Origin of the sequence: Desulfovibrio mangrovi, from assembly GCF_026230175.1 — a bacterium.
GTDB classification, from domain to species: Bacteria; Desulfobacterota; Desulfovibrionia; order Desulfovibrionales; family Desulfovibrionaceae; genus Halodesulfovibrio; species Halodesulfovibrio mangrovi.
Genome location: NZ_CP104208.1, coordinates 96,665 through 114,903, shown reverse-complemented (window position 1 = coordinate 114,903; position 18,239 = coordinate 96,665). Strand labels below are relative to the sequence as shown.

Below are 18,239 nucleotides of genomic sequence, written 5' to 3'. Positions count from 1 at the left end.
CCCTACAGTTCGTCGGGCAGATCTTTCAGTTCGGAGTACTTGAATACGGGGCCGTCCACGCACACGTACTTGGTACCGATGTTACAGCGTCCGCACAGGCCAACGCCGCACTTCATGCGCTTTTCCAGCGTGGTAATGATCTGGTCATCCTCAAAGCCCAGCTTCTTCAGGGCCTGCAGGGTGAACTTGATCATGATGGGCGGGCCGCAGGTTACAGCGATGGCGTTCTTGGCCGAGGGGTTGATGTCCATCAGCACGTTGGGGATGAGGCCGACGCGTTCTTCAGGAGATTCACCCCAGCCTTCCGCAGGGGAGTCCACGGTCAGCACAACGTCCAGATCGTCACGGTCGCGCCATTCGCGCACGTCTTCCTGATAGGCCATATCGCGGGGCGAACGCGCGCCGTACAGCAGGGTGATCTTACCGTAGTCCTTGCGGTTGTCCAGCAGGTAGACCAGCAGGGTACGCAACGGTGCCATGCCGATGCCGCCCGCAACGAAGGTGATGTCCTTGCCCTTCATCTCGTCCACGGGGAACCAGTTGCCCAGCGGAGCACGCACGCCGATGGAATCGCCTTCCTTCAGGGTGTGCAGACGGCCGGTCACTTCGCCCACCTTCATGACGCTGAACTGCAGATAGTCCATGCGGGTGGGGGAAGAGTTGATAACGAAGGTGGCTTCACCGAAACCGAAGGCGGAAAGCTGTCCCACCTGACCGGGCATGAAGGTGAAGTCCTGCATCAGTTTCTCATCGTTGAAACGGACGCGGAAGGTACGGATATTGGGCGTTTCATCCACTACTTCGAGGATGGTCGCCATATCGGGAAGGATGGGATTGTTAGCGCTCATCGCCGCCCTCTTCTTGCTTGGGAGTATAGTTCTGTGCCGCCTTCACGATGGCCCGGATGTCCACGGAAGCGGGACAGCTCTTGATGCATCGTCCGCAACCGCAGCAGGCGATGACGCCGTGCAGTTCCGGATAGTAGGCGAACTTGTGGTTCACGCGGTTACGCAGACGGTGCGCCTTGGTGGGACGCGGGTTGTGGCCACTGCCTTCCAGCGTGAACTGGAAGGACATGCAGTTGTCCCACGTACGCAGACGCTTACCAGCAAGGCCCACGGAATCGTCAGTGATGTTGAAGCAGTAGCAGGTGGGGCACAGGTAGGTACATGCGCCGCAGCTGATGCACTTGGCGGACTGTTCGGTCCAGAACGCAAGGTCATCGAAACGTGCCATGAGCTTTTCGCCGCAGCCGGTATAGTCATGAGCTTCGGGCAGCTTTTCACGGTTCACGCTCTTCACTTCCTCAGCTTCCTGCACCTTGGCGGCAGCAGGCTTGAAGAAGGAGGCCTTGAGCAGTTCTTCGCCGCGCTCGGTCACCGCTTCGGCCACATAGCCGCCCTTCACGGGCACCAGCAGCACGTCGGAACCTTCCGCATCGGCGGGATGGCTGCCCACGTCATGGCAGAAGCAGGTGGATTCGATACGGGTACAGGCCACGGTAACGAACAGCGTGTTCTGACGACGCCCGACGTAATAGGGATCGCGGATCTTGTCGCAGTCGTACACGCGGTCGAAGACCAGCATGCCGCGCGTTCCACAGGGACGAGCACCCACCACCACAGCGGTTTCCTGCGGCAGGGTTTCCTTCACCTGCACGGTGGTGCGGTCAAGATTCTCGGGGTCCTTCTCATGCTTGTACTTGAGCAGCACCTCATTCTGGGGGAACACGCCGTCCTTGGGAGGCATGACCGGCATACGGTCCAGCACAGGCACGCGGCCCTTCACGTGCGGACGGAAGGTCACCACGGTATTGTCCCACATGGGGGCCAGCACCACGTGGCGCTCAGCCAGCTCGTCGAGCCAGAGCGTGGTTTCGTCATGGCTGATGAATTTCGCTTCCATTACCAGCCCCTCTCCTTGATGTTGTCCTCTTCCACCTTGAAGGTGAGCAGAGGCGGCGTGGCCTCGGGGTCCGCACCGCTGATGTAGCCGAAGGTATCCTTCATCGCATGCACCATGGTCCGGCGGAACAGCATGATGGGCAGATCAACCGGACATGCGCGCTGGCATTCGCCGCATTCGATGCAGCGACCGGCAAGGTGCATGGTGTGGATCATCTGGAACATGAAGTTCTCGGCCGAGCTGGTCTCCTGCGATACCCAGTGCGGGTTGCGCGAGGTGGAGATGCAGTGGTCGCGGCACACGCACATGGGACAGGTGTTGCGGCAGGCGTAGCAACGCACGCAGCGGCGCATCTGGTCCTGCCAGAAGGCGAAACGCTCTTCCAGAGAGAGCTTTTCAAAGGCTTCCAGCGAAGGAGCCTTCTCGCACTTGGGCGCCACGGGCACCTGCTCGCCAGCGAAATGCTCGGTGGCAATGGCGTTGGGGAAGCGGCAGGTCAGACACTTTTCCAGACACACGGTGTCGAAATCGAAGCTTTCGACATCGCCGTTCACGGCAACTTCCACCTTGTCACCATTAAATGTGATGGAGTGCATGTCTTCCACGTAATGACCGCCCTGCTCCACCTTGTACTCAAGGCGGGCATGGCTGAGACAGCCGGTGCAGCCCACGCCGAACAGAACGATGTTCTCGCGGGGAATCATGCGCTCCTGAGTAAGCTGCACGATGGCGCGGGAATCACAGCCCTTCACCACAAGGCCGACCTTGCGGACGTTCGGGGTCTTGGTCAGGCCGGTCAGATAGGTGCCGAGGCTGTGCACGCACAGCGGGCTCCAGATGAGGCGGTCGATGTCCTCTTCCGTGCGGATGAACAGCGGCGTGGCGTGCATGGCGTCGTAGCCCTGCTCCCAGCCGATGACCACGTCAAGGTCCGGCAGGGCCTTGCGGATCTGTTCCTTCAGTTGTTCAAGCGTACTCATAACGCCCTCTCCTTGTGGCAGGGGCAGGCGGGCCCCTGTTTCACGCCTTCCTCGATCTGCTTGAGGCAGAGTTCGTCATAGCCGCTGCCGCCCTGCATGCGCGGCGCGGGGCCAAGCTCGTGGATACGGTTGGTGAACTTGGTCACCACTTCCTGCCAGCGAGCACCTTCAGAGGCGGAAACCCACGTATATTCAAAGCGTTGCGGATCAATGCCCGTGATGGGCAGGAACTGCTTGAGCAGTTCGAGCCGGCGGCGGGCGTAGTAGTTGCCCTCTGCGTAGTGACAGTCGCGGGGGTGGCAGCCGGAAACCAGCACGCCGTCCGCGCCGCTGACCAGCGCACGCATGATGAACAGGGGGTCGATACGACCCGAGCAGGGAACGCGGATGATACGCAGGTCGGTGGGCTGCTCAAAGCGCGCCACGCCTGCCGTATCCGCACCGCCGTACGAGCACCAGTTGCAGAGGAAGCCGACCACGCGCAGTTCGCGCGTATCGCTTAGAACTCCATTTCGGGCTGACATAAGGCATTCACCTCCGCAAGAATCTGGTTATCGGTAAAGTGCTGCAACTGGATGGCACCGTGGGGACAGGTAACGGTACAGATACCGCAGCCCTGACAGACGGTTTCCACAACCTCGGCCTTGGTGTTGCCGGCACGGTCCTTCACGTCCTTCACCGCGCCGAAGGGGCAGGTCATGGTGCACTTGAGGCAGCCGACACAGCGGTTCTGGTTCACGCGGGAGATCTGCGGATCGCTTTCCAGCTTGTCCTTGGCGAACAGGGTGAGCACCTTGGCAGCAGCCGCACTGCCCTGACCGACGGACGTGGGAATGTCCTTGGGCCCCTGACAGCAACCGGCGAGATACACGCCTGCGGTGTTGGTTTCCACGGGCTTGAGCTTGGGGTGCGCTTCCATGAAGAAACCGTAATGGTCGTAGGAAATGCGCAGCTTTTCCGCGAGATGCGGAGCGCCCTTGGAGGACTCAATGCCCACGGCAAGTACCACGAGATCGGCTTCCACTTCCACCTGCGTACCGGCAAGTGTGTCCGCGCCGCGAACCACGAGCACATCGCCCTTGGGGTAGATCATGGACACGCGGCCGCGCACGTACTGCACGCCGTACTGTTCCTGCGCACGACGGGTGAACTCGTCGTAGCCCTTACCGGGGGAACGGATGTCCATGTAGAATACGTAGGAGTCGGAATCCGGAATGTGGTCCTTGGTCAGCACGGCCTGCTTGGCGGTATACATGCAGCAGAAGCCCGAGCAGTAGGGACGGTCCACGGCCTTGTCACGGGAGCCCACGCACTGGATGAAGACCACGCGCTTGGGTTCCTTGCCGTCAGAAGGACGCTTGATGTGGCCTGCGGTGGGGCCGGAGGCGTTCATCATGCGTTCGTACTGCAGCGAGGTGACCACGTCGGGGTACCGGCCGCCGCCGTACTGGTTGTAAACAGTCCAGTCAAAGAGGTCGTAACCGGTGGCGGCGACAATGGCGCCCACCTTCTCGGAAACGATGGTATCCTGCTGTTCAAAGTCGATGCACTTGGTGGGGCAGATCTTGGCGCACACGCCGCACTTGCCCTTCTGCAGTTTCATGCAGAACTCGGCATTGATGGAGGCCTTCTTGGGAATAGCCTGCGGGAAAGAAATGCCGATGGCAGCGGTGGGGGCCACACCTTCGTTGAAGGCATCGTAGCTCTTCTTGCTGGGGCACTTTTCCATACACAGGCCGCAGCCGGTGCAGGCATCCCAGTTCACGTAGGTGGCACGGCGACGCACCTTCACGTCGAAGTTGCCCACGTAGCCGCTGATTTCCTCAACCTCGGAGGCTGCGTACAGCGTGATGTTGGGATGCTGTGCAACGTCCACCATCTTGGGGCCGAGAATACAGGAAGAGCAGTCCACGGTGGGGAAGGTCTTGTCCAGCTTGGCCATTTTGCCGCCGATGCTGGTATCGCGTTCCACCATGATGACCTGAATGCCCGCATCCGCACAGTCCAGCGCAGCCTGAATACCGGCCACACCGCCGCCGATGACCAGCACGCGCTTGGTCACGTCGAACTGGTTGGCATAGAGGGGGGTGTTCAGACGCAGCTTGGCAGCGGCAATGCGCACCAGTTCGGTGGCCTTTACCGTGTTCAGCTCCTTGTTCTTGCCGATCCACGAAACGTGTTCGCGGATGTTGGCCATTTCCAGCATGTAGCGGTTCAGACCGGCGCGCTCCAGAGCGCGGCGGAAGGTGGGCTCGTGCATGCGGGGGGAACAGGAGGCGACGACAACGCCGTCGAGCCTGTGCTCCTTGATGGCCTGAATGATGGCGTCCTGTCCGGGTTCGGAACAGGCGTACATGGTATCGGAGGCAAACACCACGTCAGGGAACAGCTTGGCCGCCTGAGCCACACTGGGACAATCCACGGTGGCGGCGATGTTGCTCCCGCAGTGGCAGACGAAAACGCCTATGCGCATGATTTCATCTCCTTGCTAGAGCACGCCTGCCTGTTCAAGGCAGGGCTTGGGGTCCACGGCCAGCTTGGATATGCCCATCTCGGAAGAAGAAAGGCCCATGGCGAGTCCCATAAGTTGCGTGAAATAGAACACCGGAATGGCGTGGCTGGTGCCGCGCGCCGAGTTCACCTGGCCCTGACGCAGGTCAAGGTTCATCTGGCAGAGGGGGCAGGCGGTGACAATGGCGTCCACGCCCATGCCCGCGGCCACGTCCAGCAGTCTGCCGGAAAGCTCGGTCACGATGTCCTTGCGGGGCATGCCGGCAGCAGCGCCGCAGCATTCCACCTTCAGGGGGAAGGGAAGCACCTCGGCACCGCAGGCTTCCAGGAGGGTATCCATGGACATGGGGTGCTCGGGGTCGTCAAACTGCATGACTTCCGGCGGGCGGTTCATGATGCAGCCATAGTAGCAGGCAACGCGCAGCTTGGAGAGCGGACGCACAACCTTGGCCTTCACAGCCTCGGGCCCCACGTCTTCCAGCAGCACCTGCAGGGTGGACTTTACGGTGGCAAGGGACGCACATTCGGTTTCCAGCAGTGCCTTCACCTGATTGCGGAACCCTTCCTTTTCCATCTTGTGTCCGGCAACACGCAGGTTGGCCAGACAGCTGGGACAAGGGGTGGTCACGGTCTCAAGGCCCGCCTCGGCGGCAAGCTCGAGGTTGCGGGCGGAAAGCGCCGCGGAAAGCACATGATCCACGGTGTGCGCGGGGGTGGAACCACAGCAGCTCCAGTCCGGGACTTCCTGCAGGGCAAGGCCCAGACGCGCACAGACGGCACGGGTGGAAGCATCATATTCCATGGAGGTTCCGGCACCGGAACATCCGGGGTAGTAGCCTATACGCTGGCTCATTTCTTCTCGCCTCCGTTCTTTGCCACGGGATCAGGCTCTCCGCGATAACGGCGGAAAATACGGGCAATATGCTCCGCTCCCTGAATGGTGTGGGGCTTCAGACTCAGCTTGCCCTTGGGCAGCATACGCGGAGCAAGCTCCACATCGGTCCAAAAGCGTCCGGTCTTCCTCACGTAGGTTGCGAGAATGCCCACCTCGTACACGCGGCCGTGTTTTTCCACGGACTCCAGAAACGCATCGCCAAAAGCCTTCACGTTACGCTCGGTGGCGTATCCGGCTTCACGCGCCATGTGGCGCAGAACGTCCATCACACGGGCAACGTCAATGCGGTTGGGGCAACGGGTGGTGCAGGACTGACAGGTGGCGCACAGCCACAGCGACTTGCTTTGCAGAATTTCCTCACGCCTTCCGAGTTGCAGAAGACGCATGATCCTGCTCACCGGAATGTCATAGGCGAAGTTGTAGGGGCAGCCCGCGGTACAGTTGCCGCACTGGTAACAGTGGCTCGGCTCCTGACCGCTGCGTTCCCTGACTTCGCGGATGAACTGAACGTCCGGCTTCTGCAGAGAGATTGTTTTCATGCTTGTTCCCTGAGGTAATCCGGTTGAATACACAAACCGCACAGAACCAGACAGGCTGGCGGTCGTCGATATGACAATGGAAGAAGGTTAGGGACAGATGGCGGCACTAACCCGGTGTCGCGCCCTTAGGGTCAGGGCGGAGCGACGGTGGTCGATTCGACCAGGAAGGGAAAAGGTGGAGGATAACCGGCTGCGATGACCGAAAGCGAAAGCACCCTGCCCCGTTGCACAGACCTGCCGTCCGCATGGCAGCTTGCCTTGCGGGCGGAGGGCGCCTTGAGCCCTGTTCGGTATGAACACGGCGGGCGACAGGGAGATTCAACTACATCCGGCATGGTTCTGTTTGCATGGCTATCGGTCACAGGGTTCCGTGCCTGACTCATTTCGCAGCTGCAATTTTCACCGCAGCGCGGACCCGGCCGGAAGCCCCCGGCGCAGGTCATCAAAAAGCCAAACAAGGATGACACCTTCATCCTTGCGAGCACGACCTCAATACTTCGAGTGCGCTTACAGGTAATTCAACAACAGTACAACCCCTTCCCCCTAGGGGGAAGGCTTAAATAAATGATTCCATTATGATACACATCAAATTCATTAGTCAATCAATCAATACTCCATTCTCCGCTCAATCACAAGCAAGACAGGATATTACAGGAAAAAACAGTTTGCACGAATCGTAAGAAGAATGGCGGGAACTTCATCAAGAGGCCGTGCGCATGCAGAAAACACCCCGTCGCGCACCATGATTTGCGCAGATGGACACACAAAAAAATCACACTGCACGCGCCGCACGTCTCCACGGCACCAGCTCCTGACTCAGGCACACGCCTGCCAGAACCACGATGCAGGCCGCGTATTGCAGGGGATTCAAACGCTCATCAAGTACGGCCCACCCGAGGACAAGACAAATGACAGGAATCATGTTGATGAAGGCAGAAGCCCTGCCCGCAGGCACGTAAGCCAACGCATAATTATAGCACCAGAACGCACCCAGCGAGACAAACACGCCCATGTACAACACGGCCAGCAGGCTCGGCCAGACGGCGGCAAGGTCGGTTACATCGGGAAAACCAGATGCCATGGCTCCGGGAAAAAACCAGACAAACCCTGCAAGGCTCTGCAGGCCGGTCAAGGCCCACGGACCGTAGCGCCCTTCCAGCTTGCGCAGGGCAAGGGTATAGCCAGCCGCCGCCACCATTGCGGCGCATTCAAGAGCATTGCCGAGAGCCGGATTGGGGCCATCCGGCGAAGGGGTTCCCGCCAGAGTCAACCATGCCACGCCGCCGCAGGACAGAAGCAGCCCTGCCAGCATGGTCATGGAAGCCTTCTCTCCCAGAAACAACGCGGCCAGTGCTGCCACCATCAGAGGCATTGTCGCGGAAATGGTTCCCGCCTCGGAGGCAGAGGTGAATTGCAGGGCGTAGCTTTCCAGTGTGAAATAGAGACAGGGCTGGAACAGGGCCACCACGAACAGCCATTTCCCGTCCCCCGGCTTGCGGTTGGCCCCCATACCCCGCCGCAACATGGGCAGAACCACGATGGAAGCACAGACAAGCCGCATCCAGATTATAGTGAGCGGTGCAATCTCTCGCAGGGCGATCTTCATGCCCACGAAGGAACTGGACCAGAGACAGACAGCGGCAAGAAGCGCCAGCGTGGGAAGCAGCGAAGCCGAGTTACGGGAGAACATGAAAGCCCCTTCGATAAAGCGAATCCCGCCGCGCAACCGGCATTTTACCGCATTGCGGGACAGCAGTTTCTGCGTAATCGGTTACGCGGCGCAGGACAAGCAAATAGATGTTAAACAGTGGTTTCACCAAACATTCCCCCAAAGGGGAACCGGGGGATAAACGATATGGGGCTACATAAGCCCGAACTGCCCTGTCAGCGAGGCAACCTTTTTACGAGCCCCGAACAACGCTATGCCAAGAAAGCGCACGGAGTCCGTTTGCAGCCCGCTCATACGGGCTGCGTATTCATCATAACTTCTTGAACGCTGTGCCGCATCGCTAAACCCGGTTACAAGCAATTCCGCATCGGCACGGGCCGCCGTATGCAGCTCTGTCAGCTCGCTTGCGGAAGCCTTGAGGATAGGAATGGCAACCTGCGTAATGGCAGGATGACAGCATCCGCCGCCGTCGGTCACATCGCAGCCGACCATATCCCCTACCTTCGCGGTTACAGATGTCGCCAGCACAGCCGCCGTATTGGCAGCCAGCCCCTTGGGCAGATCAGCATCAATTACAAAAACGCATTTCGAATTCTTGCCTGCGGTCATGAAAGCCTCCGTTCATATTTGGCAGGCACCCTATCCCACGACCGAAACCCGGTCTGGTAGAATATTGCGATGAGCGTTGCTTCCGCTTTACTTGCATCCGAGGCAGGGGTAAGCAGAAACACAGCTAAGATCTGCAAATTCAGCATGATACAGCACAACAACAGTCAAGCTCAGCGCCGCTCGCCCCATATTGATGCGCAAGGGAGGCAGCACATGGAACTCGATCATATATACATCTGCACTGACATGCTGGCTCCGGTGGGAGACAGCCTCCTCCGCTTCGGCCTGCGGGAAGGTTCCTCCAATACGCATCCGGGCCAAGGCACCGCAAACCGGCGTTTCTTTTTTCATAACTTCATGCTGGAACTGCTCTGGGCCTCTGACGAAACCGAACTCGCTTCGGCAGGTACCGCCCCCATCCGCCTCAAGGAACGCTTTGACGCCCTGAAAGAGGATGGCTCCCCCTTCGGTCTGATCTTCCGGCCGGAAGCGGCGATGCAAGAGGCACATGGAAAAGAAAGCCTGCCCGAGCATGCGCTCTATCATCCGCAGTACCTGCCGGCTCCGCTCTGCATGCAGGTTGCCACCGACAACGGCGTGGCCGAACCCAATTACGTGTACCTAGATTTCATCACCCGCAGGGACAACACGGAAAGCGGAGAGCCGCTGGACCACCCCTGCGGCCTGAAGCGGGTTACCCGCGTGCGGCTGACAACCACAACCTCCGTTCCGCTCTCCGCCACGGTCGAACAGGTCTGCAAGACAGGGAAGCTGAAGATCACCACCGGAGCGTCGCACCTGCTGGAGCTGTTCTTTGATGACACGCCACATGGCATGACGCATGACTTCAGACCGCAGTTGCCGCTCGTGTTTCATTGGTAGCTGGATAAGGGGAATTGCAAGAATTGCCCGCAAACGCCTGCCATCAGTTGAAGGAAGATAAGAAAGGGGAGGGGAGATGCCGGAGCATGAGCACGCCGAGCCGCCCTACTCTTGAAGCATCAGAGGAACTGTGGCTCCGGCAGGCAGGACGCGCTATTCCGCCATCCGGTACAAGCGGGGAGTTGCGCCCGTTACCGCACGGAACGTGCGGGTAAAATGGCTCTGGTCGGTAAATCCGGCCGCAAAAGCCACATCCGCAATAGGAGCTCCGCCTGCGAGCAATTGCTTGGCGTGATTAATGCGCAGTTGGGTCTGCCACTGGTGGGGCGTGAGGCCGGTCTCTGCACGAAAGACACGCAGCAGGTGACAGGCGCTCAGGCCGCTCACGGCGGCAAGGTCATCCAGCGTGACCTTCTCGGCCAGATTATCCGCCAGATACCCGCGCACACGCCGTACGGCCAGACGCTCATCGCCGCTGCGCCCCTGCTCCTCCCGCACGGAACCGTGCCGCAACAGCAACAGGGAAAAGGCCTCGGTCATGGCGGCACGCTTTACCAACGGTTCCGCCCCCTGCTCCACCAGCCGCTGAAAGCCGGAAAGCGCGGCAAAGACCTCGACGTCATCAATGACCAGTGCGTCGAACGCCGCCACATCAGCACCGCTGCCCGCCGCATCACGCTGCACGCCGGAAAGACCGCAGGCAAGCGAGCGCATCAGGGCATCATCCACATAAAACATGCGGTAGGTCCATGCCCCCTCGCGGGGATTGCAGTCGTGTACCATGCCGGGAGGTATGATGGCGATCTGCCCTGCCCGCACGGGCTGCGAGCGGCCGGAAAGCCGGAACACGCTGTGCCCTTCGTCCACCAGTCCCACGGACCACGTATCGTGCACGTGCGCGGGGAAACGGTAGCCGTCAAAATGCGAATAGCGCACCTCCACGGCGTCCAGCGCCTCATCGCGCCAGAAGCGCACGGTGGCGGAATCGGTTGCACAGGGCATGGGAACCCTCCTGAAAAGATACGGCAGCCAATGCAATGCGGGAACATACTCGCGCATATCGGCAGTGGGTCAGAGTAACGGGCGCATCATGCCGCGTCAATTTCCGATCCTTGAGGATTCCTTTCCGGAGCGGGAAAATAACCCTCCAGATCAGGTACAAAGAACGATCCCACAGGGGCAGAACAGTCATGCCCCCCCGTTGTCCGTCACGCGCTGCAAGCAAACCAACTACGACAAAACAACTGGCGGGTTGACAGAGAGGCAATAGTATCGAATAGTTGCATCATTGGAGGCAGGTTATGCATCTGACTATACTACTGCTCGTGTTCAGCATGCTTTTTCTGGTGTTCGCCGTCCTGAAGAAGGCTGAGGAAAACGACCGCGATGCACCCACCGACCCTAACTGGTACGATATCAAGCACTTTCGCGAAGCCGCCGACATCATCGACGACGAGGACATGCGTTCCATGCTGGACGCCTGCCTTGAAGACGGCGAACTGGATGCCGGCATGACCATGCGGGCATGGGCCATGATCGGCTATCTCCAAGATGCCCCCAACAGCCTGCACAACCCCGTGGCCCGCTCCACCAGCCTCAAGCTTGCCACCGCGCTGGAAAACCTGCTCGAACGGCTGGAAACCGGTGCGGACAGGGAGTCCATCAATTTAGTCGTTGCCCGCGCCGATGCAGCCTATCTCGCCTACCGCTCCTATTTCTACGATCTGATCGGGGAATAATATCCCCCCACCATACATTACCTGCAAAGAATCCGCAGGCAACCACCCCGGGTCGGGATGATTGTCCGCGGATTGCAAGTTGTTGTCGAATAAACTCCGGCAAGAACCGTAGCCCGGCTAAAACATCATACGCCGCCTACAGCGACGGCGACTTGATCACCAGCAACTTCTCCACACTCATTTCCCGCATGGAATGGCCTATGCCGCCAACGCCCATACCGGAATGGCGGTACCCGCCGAAGGGCATCCAGTCCACACGGAAGGCGGTATGATCGTTGACCATGACGGCCGTGGCGTCCAGCCTGCGCACGGCATAGAGCGCGGCATCTATATCCTGCGCAATCACCGAAGCCTGAAAGGCATACGGCAGGGCATTGGCTCGGGCTATGGCTTCATCGCGGTCCGTGTAGCTGTAGACGCAGACCACAGGGCCGAAAATCTCCTTCTGCGAAACCTGCACCTCATCAGAGGGATTGAACAACACGGTAGGCTTGTAGCAGGTATCAGAAAAGCGCTCGCCGCCGCACAGCACCTGCGCTCCGGCCTCACGGGCTTCGTTCACCCACGCTTCCACACGCTCCACCTCTGCAGGGCTGATAAGTGGCCCCACCTCGGTACGGGGATCAAGCGGATTCCCCACCACCAGCCGTTCCGCCGCCGTGGCCATCTTGCGGGCAAGCTCGCCTGCAATGGAGGCATGAGCGTACACACGCTGCACGGAAACACAGACCTGCCCGGCATGATAGAAGCCACCCTTGACCAGTGCGGGCACGTGGGCATCCAGATCGGCTGTGGCATCCACAATAACGGGAGCCGCACCGCCATGCTCAAGCGCACAGGTGGCCCCGGGCGCAAGACGCGATCGCAGCATCCAGCCCACACGGGCCGAACCAATGAAGGAAAGAAAGGCCACACGCTCGTCCGCCACCAGTTTTTCCGCCACGGCTCCGCCGCAGGGAAGGAACTGCACCCAGTCTTCGGGCAAGCCAGCCTCATGAAGGATATTCACCACATTACGGCAGGAAACAGGAGTGGCCGAGGCAGGCTTCACCAGCGCAGGACATCCCGCCGCAAAAGCGGGCACCACCTGATGCACGATGAGATTCACCGGATGATTGAAAGCGCTGATGGCCATGACCACGCCACGCGGCTCGCGCATGGTCACGGCAAGCCGCCCTGCGGCGGCAGGCGTTGCGGTCATGGGCACTTCGCTGCCGTGGCCCGCTGCCAGTTCCTGCACAGCCACGGCAAACCCGTTGATGGCCCTGTCCACCTCAACCACACTGTCAGCCCATGGTTTGCCGCCTTCCATCACGGCATCACGAACCAGCTCTTCCTTGCGTTCACGCATCAGCGCGGCAGCCCTTTCCAATATGGCAATCCGCTCATGCGCGGGAATATGCCGCGAACGGTCGCGAAACAGGGCATACGCCCGTTCAAGCGCAGCAAAGGCCTGTGCCTCGTCCACGGTCTCCACGAATGCAACAGACTTGCGATCATAGGGATTGAACACTTCCAGCATAGCGGACATACCGCACCTCCTACAGCAGGCAGGTCTTGCTGCGCAGCTCCTGCAGCAGCACCCGTTCGTTCTCGGAATAATCCACGGGCAGTTCTATCACATGCACCCCGCCCTGCGCAAAGCACCGGCGCAGAACCTCGCCCAGCTCGCCGCTCTCGGTAATGCGGTGGCCTTCAGCGCCGTAACTTTGCGCATACGCCACGAAATCCGGATTACCGAAATCAAGACCGTACACGGCAAGGCCCGCTCCGGCCTGCTTCCACTTGATCATGCCGTACCCGTCATCGCGCAGTACGATCACAACCAGATCGAGCTTCAGACGCAGAGCCGTTTCCAGCTCCTGCGAGTTCATCATGAATCCGCCATCCCCGCACAAGGCCACCACGGTACGCTCAGGATACAGCAGCTTGGCCGCAATGGCGACCGGAAGCCCCGCCCCCATGGTCGCCAGCGCATTGTCCAGCAACAGGGAGTTGGGCCGGTACGCCTTGTAATTGCGGGCGAACCAGATCTTGTACATGCCGTTGTCCAGCGAAAGCACCCCGTCGTCGGGCATGGCCTCACGCATATCATGCACGATGCGCTGCGGCGTGGGCGGAAAACTGTCTGCCGCGTGGCCGTTGCCGTACACATTGCGCTCCACTTCCTGTTTGATGCGGGTGAAATACTCGTAGGAAGGCTTGCGGCAGCAGCCTAGCGCCTCGGTCAGCGAATACAGGCTTTCGGCAATGTCACCCACCACCTCATGCTGTGGGAAGTAGACCTGATCAACCTCCGCAGCCGAGTAGTTGATGTGGATGACTGTCTTGCCGTCATCCGGCTCCATGAAGAATGGCGGTTTTTCCACCACGTCGTGGCCCACATTGATGATGAGGTCCGCCCGCGCGATGGCACAATGCAGATAGTCGTGATCGGAGAGCGCAGCGGAGCCCAGCGACTGGGGATGCCGCTGATCCACAACCCCTTTGCCCATCTGGGTGGAGAAGAAATAGATGCCTGTCACATCCACAAAGCCTTCCACGGCTTCGCAAACGCTGTGCCGGTTGGCACCGGCTGCAATGGTCAGCAGGGGCCGTTCCGCCGCACGGACAAGCTCCACCGCCTTCATGATAGCGGCCCTGTCCGCCTGCGGAAAATACGGCTCGGCAACGGTCAGGGGAGAAACCGAAACCGTCTCCTCAGCGATATCCTCCGGCAGTTCCAGATGCACGGGACCGGGCTTTTCTTCCTGCGCCACGCGGAAGGCATCGCGAACAAGAGCGGGAATGGCGTTGCCGCTCACCACCTGCCGAGCAAGCTTGGTTACCGGTTCCATCACCCCCACCACGTCCAGGATCTGAAAACGCCCCTGCTTGCTCTTCTTGATGGGCTTCTGCCCCGTGATGAGCACCATGGGCATACCGCCCAGCAGGGCATAGGATGCCGCCGTGACAAGATTTGTGGCCCCGGGGCCAAGCGTGGAAAGGCACACCCCCGGCTTGCCCGTCAGCCTGCCGAAGGTAGCGGCCATGAAGCCCGCCGCCTGCTCATGACGGGTCAGAACCAACCTGATGGAGGAAGTGCGTAGAGCTTCCAGAAAGGCAAGATTCTCTTCACCGGGAATACCGAATATATGGGTCACGCCCTCCGCCTCAAGACATCGGACGAACAGATCCGCTGCGTTCATATGCAATCCTCACAGATGAAAATGATTCCTGATAGGATATACAAATGGGGCAGCCTCTTGTCAAAGAGGAGTCGAAGAAAATGAAAATAGATGCAGGAAAAAAACTGCCCCTCACGCGAGGGGCAGCATGTGAAGACAGAAAACCGGAGGCTAACTTCGTGTAGCCACGCGGATACCGCCCAGAATGAGCGCCCCGCTTGCAAAATGCACCCAGCTGACGGGTTCGCCGAGCAGAAGAACAGCCTCCACCCCGCAGAAAAGCGGCAGGCTGTAGTAGACAATGCCCGCCTGCGAAGGGCCGATAAGGCTCACAGCCTTGTTCCAGCACCAGAAGGAGATGAGGGAAGCGCCCACGCCCACGTACAGCATCACGGCAAACAGCGAGGGGGTGAACTCGAAATGCAGCCCCTGTGCCTGTTCCCACGCGACCAAGGGGATGAGCATGAAGGCTCCGAGGCCGAAGGTAACCAGCAGAAAGGCTGCCTGCTCCATACGCTCCGGCATACGCCGGACAAGAATGGTATAGGCCCCGAAAAGCATGGCCGCGCACAACATCCACACGTCGCCGATGGAGAATTCCAGACCGGCAAGGCGGGTAAGATCGCCCCGCGTGACCAGCAGCAGCACACCGCAAACCACAACGGAAACGCCCACGGCACGGCCTGTGGTGACCTTTTCCCCTAAAAAAATTCGCGCCAGTAGCATGATGAAGAGGGGAGAAGTAATGGCGATGAGCGACATGTTCAACGCCGCCGTGCTGCGGCCTGCCGCGTACACAAGGGTATTGAAGATGGTGATGCCCAGAAAGGCCGTGGCGGTAAGATACTTCCAGCGCCGCAGCACCACCTTCCGCTCGCGCATGACGGCTTTCCAGCCTATGGGCAGCAGAAAAAGAAATGCCGTGATCCAACGGAGAAAGGCGAGCGTGGCCGGAGGCACAATATCACAAAGCCCGCGCGCCACAATGAAATTGCCGGACCAGATGACTGTTGCGCACAGGGCAAAGAGAATGCCCGCGATGGCATTGCGTCGCTGATCGTCTACCGGCAAACCGCAAACCGAGGCCGAAGACGCGCAATGGCTGTCCGCTCCGGCGGAAGCAGGCTTGGAAGCTGGCGGGGATGAAGGAACGTTCTGCTCGTCTGGGCGAGATGTGCGCGACATGAATACCTTCCGGATATGATATGAAAGAACGGGCTACGCCCCTGCGTGCACCGTGTCAATTGAGACGGCACACAATCCGGAGACAATCCTCCCGCACCTTACAAAACAACAGATGCGGCTTTACCTTGCCTGCCCTTTTGCCTATTCTCCCGCCACAATACCCATCCAAAAGGATACTTGATGCCCGGATACCAAGCACACATGCTCGCCGGAGCCGGCATGGCGGGCGGCATCATAGCCGGTTCCATGTACATGGGCTGGTTCGATGCCGAGCCCATATACATTGCCATTCTGGTCACCATCTCCACGCTGGCCGCCCTGTTCCCCGACTGCGACACCGAGTCCAAGGGGCAGAACTTCTTCTATGCCATCATGGCGGTCACAGACATAACGCTGATCATTCACGAACATTACAAATGGGCCAGCATTCTCGGCCTCTTTGCCATGCTGCCCGCGCTGGGCAAGCATCGCGGCTGGACGCACACCTGGTGGGCCATGCTGCTGGTTCCCCTGCCCATCATGGCACTGCCGTGGGTTTTCTTCCGCACATCATGGGAAGAAACCCTGCCTTACTATGCCGCCGCCGTTATCGGCTATCTTTCGCACCTGATTCTGGATCGGGAGTTTTAATCCCCAAACCAAGGATGAACACGACCATGACCACGCCAGACATGCAGAGCTCAACATATTCCCCTGACGTAGTGCAAAGCGAAACACTTCTGCACATCGGACAGATACGCCGCCTGCTGCCGCGCATCGATTATCAGGACACCTTCTCGGCTCCCCTGCCCGAAGGATTCGATATGCCTCTGCACGCGCTGGCGCACGCCATGTTTGCCCATCCGCCCAAGCTGCTTTTCCGGCTCATGCAACTGCGTGACATGCTTGTCGCACCGCTGGGCTTGAAAACCGCCAAGGGCACAGGCGTCCCCAAGCCCGGAGCTGAAGTTTCCGAACCGGCCATAGGCGACCGTATCGGCATCTTCAAGCTCGTGCACATGGAAGATGACTTGCTGCTCTTCAAGGAATCGGACAGCCATCTCGACTTTGTCATCGCTCTGGAACGGAAGAAGGGGGAAACCGGAACAAGCGTCCCTGCAGGAACAGACGCCATCTCGCTGAGCACCTGTGTGCGTTTCAACAACGCCACGGGCCGCGCGTACTTTTTCGTCGTACGCCCCTTCCACAAGTGGATTGTGCCCATGTGCATGCGGGACGGCCTGCAACGCCTGAAATAGCGGATGTCGCAAAGGGTGTGGCAAGGCGCAGGACACTCCTGCCGAGATAAGCGGACGGAAAAGCCTGTTCAGGAAAGCTTGGCGAGAATGCGCAGGTAAAGGTCGCCCACCCACGGCCCTATCTTGCGGCCCAGCCCTTTCAAGCGGATGGGCCGCCCCACCACGAAGTCCGATGGCAGGGTGATTTCTATCTGCCGGGGCTCCTCGTTCATGCCCTGCGACAGGGTGATGCGCACGCGCGCCCCCGGCACAAGACTCTGCGGCGGCAGGTGGATGGTCTGTTCATCGTCCATCTGCTTGCGCATCCAGCCCTTCACGCCTGCGGCAAGCCCGTGGGTCATATCGAAGGAAAGCTTGGAATCTCCCCACTCGAAACTCAGCTTGCGCTTCCTGGGCAAGGGAGCCTTCCCCGTCTCCCGGCGGATCTGGCTGTAGATATCCTCGAACACCCGTCGGGCAAAGGGGTCCTTGAGGATGTCGTTGAGCACGTCTTCCTGCCGAACCTGCTGTCGGGATGAGGTATAGCGGGCCCCAGTTGCCGAACCGCCCGCCTTTTGCGACTGGGTTTTGGAATAGGCTTCCGAGGCCCTGGTCCGCTGCTCCTGCGAGGATTGGGCGGACTGACCGGCTTGAGATGACTGAGACGACTGGGATGACTGGGAAGCGTCGAATCCCTTCTTCGCCTTTGCATAGGCCTGCTCTGCCTGCGTACGGAAGCCTTCTTCCGTGCTGCCGGTGCGCGTAAGCATCACATAGGCTTCATTCAGCAACTGAAACTGACGGGCCGCATCGGGCTTGTCGGGATGCAGATCGGGATGCAGCTCGAACGCACGCTTGCGGTAGGCGGATTTTACATCGTCTACGCTTGCGCCCTCTTTCAGCTTGAGTATCCTGTAGCATTCCTTAAGCGTCACGTCCCC

The 18,239-nt window shown here is 59.7% G+C and carries 18 protein-coding genes; 4 read left to right on the top strand and 14 right to left on the bottom strand.

Translation table 11 applies throughout. The features are described 5' to 3' along the window. Positions 1–2 precede the first annotated feature (2 nt). The 9 genes from N1030_RS00505 to N1030_RS00465 all read right to left on the bottom strand — a co-directional run bounded on the left by N1030_RS00505 (position 3) and on the right by N1030_RS00465 (position 9,108). Entirely contained in the window at positions 3–848 is an 846-nt protein-coding gene (locus N1030_RS00505; protein ID WP_265827007.1) for an FAD/NAD(P)-binding protein, read from the bottom strand. Further along, positions 838–1,905, bottom strand: coding sequence for a 4Fe-4S dicluster domain-containing protein (locus N1030_RS00500; RefSeq protein WP_265827005.1), 1,068 nt, complete (start codon positions 1,903–1,905; stop codon positions 838–840). Before N1030_RS00500 ends, N1030_RS00505 begins: the two co-directional genes overlap by 11 nt. Beyond that, on the bottom strand, positions 1,905–2,885 hold the full coding sequence (locus N1030_RS00495) for a 4Fe-4S dicluster domain-containing protein (RefSeq protein WP_265827004.1): 981 nt from the start codon (positions 2,883–2,885) through the stop codon (positions 1,905–1,907). The genes N1030_RS00500 and N1030_RS00495 overlap by 1 nt, the downstream gene beginning before the upstream one ends. Beyond that, on the bottom strand, positions 2,882–3,409 hold the full coding sequence (locus N1030_RS00490) for a hydrogenase iron-sulfur subunit (protein WP_265827003.1): 528 nt from the start codon (positions 3,407–3,409) through the stop codon (positions 2,882–2,884). The genes N1030_RS00495 and N1030_RS00490 overlap by 4 nt, the downstream gene beginning before the upstream one ends. After that, a complete protein-coding gene (locus tag N1030_RS00485) occupies positions 3,385–5,358 on the bottom strand; it encodes a CoB--CoM heterodisulfide reductase iron-sulfur subunit A family protein (RefSeq protein ID WP_265827002.1) in 1,974 nt (657 codons plus the stop codon). The genes N1030_RS00490 and N1030_RS00485 overlap by 25 nt, the downstream gene beginning before the upstream one ends. Positions 5,359–5,373: 15 nt before the next feature. After that, positions 5,374–6,249: a CoB--CoM heterodisulfide reductase iron-sulfur subunit B family protein gene (locus N1030_RS00480; protein ID WP_265827001.1), complete on the bottom strand. Its 876-nt coding sequence runs from the start codon at positions 6,247–6,249 to the stop codon at positions 5,374–5,376. Then, positions 6,246–6,830: a 4Fe-4S dicluster domain-containing protein gene (locus N1030_RS00475; protein WP_265826999.1), complete on the bottom strand. Its 585-nt coding sequence runs from the start codon at positions 6,828–6,830 to the stop codon at positions 6,246–6,248. Before N1030_RS00475 ends, N1030_RS00480 begins: the two co-directional genes overlap by 4 nt. 772 nt (positions 6,831–7,602) lie before the next feature. Beyond that, on the bottom strand, positions 7,603–8,520 hold the full coding sequence (locus N1030_RS00470) for a DMT family transporter (RefSeq protein WP_265826998.1): 918 nt from the start codon (positions 8,518–8,520) through the stop codon (positions 7,603–7,605). Between the two features lie 171 nt (positions 8,521–8,691). Next, positions 8,692–9,108, bottom strand: a complete 417-nt coding sequence (locus tag N1030_RS00465; protein ID WP_265826997.1) for a DUF2000 domain-containing protein — start codon at positions 9,106–9,108, stop codon at positions 8,692–8,694. 213 nt (positions 9,109–9,321) lie between these two features. Here N1030_RS00465 and N1030_RS00460 point away from each other — a divergent pair, with 213 nt between their 5' ends. Continuing rightward, positions 9,322–9,990 (top strand): VOC family protein, encoded by a 669-nt coding sequence (locus N1030_RS00460; protein WP_265826996.1) that lies wholly within the window; start codon positions 9,322–9,324, stop codon positions 9,988–9,990. A gap of 153 nt (positions 9,991–10,143) precedes the next feature. On the opposite strand, the gene N1030_RS00455 is transcribed toward N1030_RS00460, so the two are convergent. Next, the gene (locus N1030_RS00455) at positions 10,144–10,992 is read right to left on the bottom strand and encodes an AraC family transcriptional regulator (RefSeq protein WP_265826995.1); all 849 of its coding nucleotides are present in this window, start codon (positions 10,990–10,992) and stop codon (positions 10,144–10,146) included. Positions 10,993–11,291: 299 nt separating this feature from the next. Between N1030_RS00455 and N1030_RS00450 the strand changes: the two genes are divergently transcribed. Then, on the top strand, positions 11,292–11,729 hold the full coding sequence (locus N1030_RS00450) for a hypothetical protein (protein WP_265826994.1): 438 nt from the start codon (positions 11,292–11,294) through the stop codon (positions 11,727–11,729). Positions 11,730–11,865: 136 nt separating this feature from the next. Here N1030_RS00450 and N1030_RS00445 read toward each other — a convergent pair whose 3' ends face one another. From N1030_RS00445 to N1030_RS00435, 3 genes are all read right to left on the bottom strand, one after another. Continuing rightward, complete coding sequence (locus N1030_RS00445) at positions 11,866–13,260, bottom strand: aldehyde dehydrogenase family protein (protein ID WP_265826992.1); 1,395 nt, start codon at positions 13,258–13,260, stop codon at positions 11,866–11,868. Positions 13,261–13,270: 10 nt separating this feature from the next. Further along, the gene (locus N1030_RS00440) at positions 13,271–14,917 is read right to left on the bottom strand and encodes an acetolactate synthase large subunit (RefSeq protein ID WP_265826991.1); all 1,647 of its coding nucleotides are present in this window, start codon (positions 14,915–14,917) and stop codon (positions 13,271–13,273) included. Between the two features lie 150 nt (positions 14,918–15,067). Next, entirely contained in the window at positions 15,068–16,081 is a 1,014-nt protein-coding gene (locus tag N1030_RS00435; RefSeq protein WP_265826990.1) for a DMT family transporter, read from the bottom strand. Positions 16,082–16,261: 180 nt separating this feature from the next. On the opposite strand from N1030_RS00435, the gene N1030_RS00430 reads away from it, so the two are divergent. Further along, on the top strand, positions 16,262–16,711 hold the full coding sequence (locus N1030_RS00430; RefSeq protein ID WP_265826989.1) for a metal-dependent hydrolase: 450 nt from the start codon (positions 16,262–16,264) through the stop codon (positions 16,709–16,711). 26 nt (positions 16,712–16,737) lie between these two features. Next, positions 16,738–17,319, top strand: a complete 582-nt coding sequence (locus N1030_RS00425; protein WP_265826988.1) for a DUF2867 domain-containing protein — start codon at positions 16,738–16,740, stop codon at positions 17,317–17,319. Positions 17,320–17,387: 68 nt separating this feature from the next. Here the strand turns inward: N1030_RS00425 and N1030_RS00420 are convergent, their stop codons facing one another. Continuing rightward, positions 17,388–18,233, bottom strand: coding sequence for a J domain-containing protein (locus N1030_RS00420; protein ID WP_265826987.1), 846 nt, complete (start codon positions 18,231–18,233; stop codon positions 17,388–17,390). Between the last annotated feature and the right edge of the window lie 6 nt (positions 18,234–18,239).